The following is a 3,345-nucleotide window of genomic DNA, read 5'->3' as shown; positions in this document are numbered from 1 at the left end:
CGCCTCGCCAGATGGCGGCCACGGCGCCGAGGTCGATGTTCCAGCCGTACTCGGCGCTGCCCGCCTGGATCTGGTTGAAACCCTGTGCGTACGCGACGACCTTCGACGCGTACAGCGCCTGTTCGACGTCGTCGGCGAAGCTTTCGGACACGCTGCTCCGCGCCGTGGGGTCCGTCCGGTCCGGTCCGGCGAGGCCGCGTGCCGCGCGGCGCAGGTCCGCGTGGCCCGACAGTGACCGCGCGAAGGTGGCCTCCGCGATCCCGGTGATGGGAACGCCCAGTTCCAGTCCGTTTTGCACGGTCCAGCGGCCGGTGCCCTTCTGTTCGGCCTGGTCGGCCACGATGTCGACGAATGGCTTGCCCGTCGCCGGGTCGGTGTGGGCGAGCACCTCGGCGGTGATCTCGATGAGATAGGAGTCGAGTCGTCCGGAGTTCCAGGTGCGGAAGACCTCTGCGATCTGGGCGGGCTCGTAGCCGAGCGCACCCCGCATCAGGTCGAACGACTCGGCGATGAGTTGCATGTCGGAGTACTCGATGCCGTTGTGCACCATCTTCACGAAGTGGCCCGCGCCGTCGGGGCCCACGTGGGTGCAGCACGGCGTGCCGTCCACCTTGGCGGCGATATCCTCGAACAGTGGGCCGAGTGAGGCGTACGAGGATTCGGAGCCGCCGGGCATGATGCTGGGTCCGTGTAGCGCGCCCTCCTCGCCGCCGGAGACGCCGGCGCCCACGAAGTGCAGGCCGCGTTCCCGCAGCGCGGCTTCCCTGCGCCGGGTGTCGGCGAAGTGCGCGTTGCCCGCGTCGACGATGATGTCGCCGGGGTCCAGTAACGGCGCGAATTCGTCGATCACGGCGTCGGTGGCGGCACCCGCCTTCACCATGATGACGAGTTTGCGTGGCCGTTCGAGCGCGGCCACGAACTCCTGGGCGGAGTAGGTCGGTACGAACTCGCCTTCGGAACCGAATTGTTCGACGAGGTCCCGGGTTCGTTGTTCGGTTCTGTTGTGCAAGGCCACGGTGTGTCCGTGGCGGGCGAGGTTGCGCGCCAGGTTGCGTCCCATCACGGCGAGACCGGTGACGCCGATGCTCGCCCGCGCCGTCTGAGAGCTCATAGTCGAAACTTTACGCCTCTGTTCTGGCCCCTGAGACGGTTGCGCTGCGTGGTCGGACTTTTCGGGCGTCCATCCGGAGAGGTGATTTCACCTGAGTGGTGGAACGCGGTAACGTCACGGCCGCCATGGCCAGCACCGTGACTTCCCGCCGCAAGCAGCTCGGTAACGAGCTGCGGCATGCACGTATGTCAGCCGGGTTCACCCAACAGCAGGTCGCCGAGATCCTCGGGTGCACCCAGGGAAAGGTCAACAAGATCGAGTCAGGCGCGGTCGGCGCGAAGCTCGGCGACGTGCGCAGGATGTTGGAGGCGTACGGCGTGACGGGTGAGGAAGCCGAGACGCTGATCGGCCTGGCCAGGGCTTCCGCGGGGCAGCGCGGTCATTGGTCCGGGTACCGCTCGGTGGTGCCGCATTGGTTCCGCACGTTCACCGATCTGGAGCCCGCTGCGGCCGAGATCCTGACGTGGCACGGTGAGCGCATTCCCGGGCCTCTGCAGTCCGAGCACTACATGCTCAAGCAGTTCACCGAGTTCGGTGCCACCGACATCACTTCGTTGGTCCGGAATCGTCTGGATCGCAAGGCGGTGTTCGATCAGCCGCAGCCGCCGTACTACCGCTTCATCCTCAGCGAGGCGGCGTTGCGGAGGGCGCCGGGCGGGCACGCGCCGGCCGTGATGCTCGACCAGATCGAGCACATGTTGGAATTGGATCAACGGCAGCGGGTGTACGTGCACGTCCTGCCGTTCGATGCCAGGTTGGCGTCGGTGCCCAACGATTTCACGATCATGCGGTTTCCCGATCGCACTCGTGATTTCGTGTACATCGAGCATTCGGCGGGTGGTCTCTACCTCGACGACGCCAAGGATTTCCAGATTTTCGTCGATGCGTGGGATCGGCTTCGTGGGGCCGCTCTCGAACGTCGTGAGACCCGTCAGTTTCTGAAGCAGCTCGCTCAGGATTATCGCGAGGCACTGGACTGACGCGTCGTCGGTCGAGTTCCGGGCGGCACCGGGTGGGTGTTTTCGATCAGACGCGGCACATGTAGCGCAGTGCCAGCGGGTCGTCGACGTAGATGAAGGGCGTGGGCTTCTTGCGGCTCGCGAACTTGACGAAGTTCAGGTTCAGCCTTGCGCGGCGGAATGCGGGTGTGGTCTCGCGCTCGGTCTCACCACGTGACTGTTGAAATTTTAACGGGTCCACGTCGAGTCGTACAGCCATGCTTGCTCCATCCCCCAGGTGTTGTCGATCTCTCACAAGGCGGGACCCGTTTGGTCCTCTTCGCTTCCTACCAGCTAGTAATAATCCTAGTTCGTTAATAATCGTGTTGTCGACTCGAGCGGTCGAATGTCGCACGGATGGAGGCATCCTTTGGAGGGATCAGCGCCGGGCGGCAGGAAAATCCAGCGGGTCACAACAGGGGTGCGGAGCGTCCGCAAGCCAGGCGCGGAGGTAGGCGATGGTCGATTATGCCGAGAATTCGGAGTATGACCCGACCACGGCGGTGGGCATGTTCGCCCCCGGTAACTGGCGCAAGTCCTTCGCCAGTGAACCCAACGGGGGCAACTGCGTCGAGGTGAACATCGCCGGAGACAAGATCGGTGTCCGCGACACGAAGCTGCCCGACAGCCCGGTCTTCGTGTTCTGGCCCTCGGAGTGGGATGCCTTCGTCAAGGCCGTGAAGGCCGGTCAGTTCGACCTGCCGCGATGATCGGGTACGACGAGCCCGCCGGGCGAACGCCCGAAGACCCGGGCTCGCTATGGCCCCTCGACATGGCCTAGACTGAACGTGGACCCCCGCGGCGTCCATCCTGTGAACCTCCCCAGGGCCGGAAGGCAGCAAGGATAAGCAGGCTCTGACGGGTGCGGGGGTCCCCTTCTTTTTCCCGGGTGATGTCCGGCCGAGAGGCAGTCCGCGGGGCTGCCGCTGGTGGTGCCAGACGTTGAACACACGGGTCAGTAGGTCCGGTGTCGGGTTCGCCCACTGACAGCGGGGCGTGTTCTCCCGTATGCGTGGGATGTGCTGGGTGGGGATGTCTCGGCGAGATCGCCACTGAGCCTGCCGTAGCCGTCCGGCGCTTGGCTGGCCGAGTGTCTATCCGGCAGTGTCACCGTTGTCGTCCTCGCGGGCATCAGGCGTTGCCGGGAAGCCATAGCGAGCTGGACGCGCGGCGGGTCATGGTCGGGGCGTCGGGATCGCCGTGCGGTGGCAGCGTGAGTAATGCGGTGACGACTTC

General features: G+C 65.2%; 4 protein-coding genes and 1 other RNA gene. 3 read left to right on the top strand and 2 right to left on the bottom strand.

The annotated features are described in order from the left end of the window. Nucleotides 1-1,111, bottom strand: a 1,111-nt coding sequence (gndA, locus tag M7H19_RS13570) for an NADP-dependent phosphogluconate dehydrogenase (RefSeq protein WP_298181245.1), incomplete at its 3' end; no start/stop codon positions are given. A 125-nt stretch (nucleotides 1,112-1,236) separates the two neighbouring features. Between gndA and M7H19_RS13565 the strand changes: the two genes are divergently transcribed. Beyond that, on the top strand, nucleotides 1,237-2,091 hold the full coding sequence (locus M7H19_RS13565; RefSeq protein WP_298181247.1) for a helix-turn-helix transcriptional regulator: 855 nt from the start codon (nucleotides 1,237-1,239) through the stop codon (nucleotides 2,089-2,091). Between the two features lie 46 nt (nucleotides 2,092-2,137). Here the strand turns inward: M7H19_RS13565 and M7H19_RS13560 are convergent, their stop codons facing one another. Continuing rightward, nucleotides 2,138-2,329, bottom strand: a complete 192-nt coding sequence (locus tag M7H19_RS13560; protein WP_298181243.1) for a hypothetical protein — start codon at nucleotides 2,327-2,329, stop codon at nucleotides 2,138-2,140. A gap of 238 nt (nucleotides 2,330-2,567) precedes the next feature. Between M7H19_RS13560 and M7H19_RS13555 the strand changes: the two genes are divergently transcribed. Continuing rightward, nucleotides 2,568-2,819 carry a DUF397 domain-containing protein gene (locus M7H19_RS13555; protein WP_298181242.1) on the top strand — a complete coding sequence of 84 codons (252 nt, stop codon included), beginning with the start codon at nucleotides 2,568-2,570 and terminating at the stop codon, nucleotides 2,817-2,819. Nucleotides 2,820-2,894: 75 nt separating this feature from the next. Continuing rightward, nucleotides 2,895-2,991, top strand: an RNA gene (ffs, locus tag M7H19_RS13550) — signal recognition particle sRNA small type. Nucleotides 2,992-3,345 lie beyond the last annotated feature (354 nt).

Origin of the sequence: Saccharomonospora sp., from assembly GCF_027317685.1 — a bacterium.
In the GTDB taxonomy this organism is placed as follows: Bacteria; Actinomycetota; Actinomycetes; order Mycobacteriales; family Pseudonocardiaceae; genus Saccharomonospora.
This window is presented reverse-complemented; position numbering and strand designations above follow the sequence as displayed.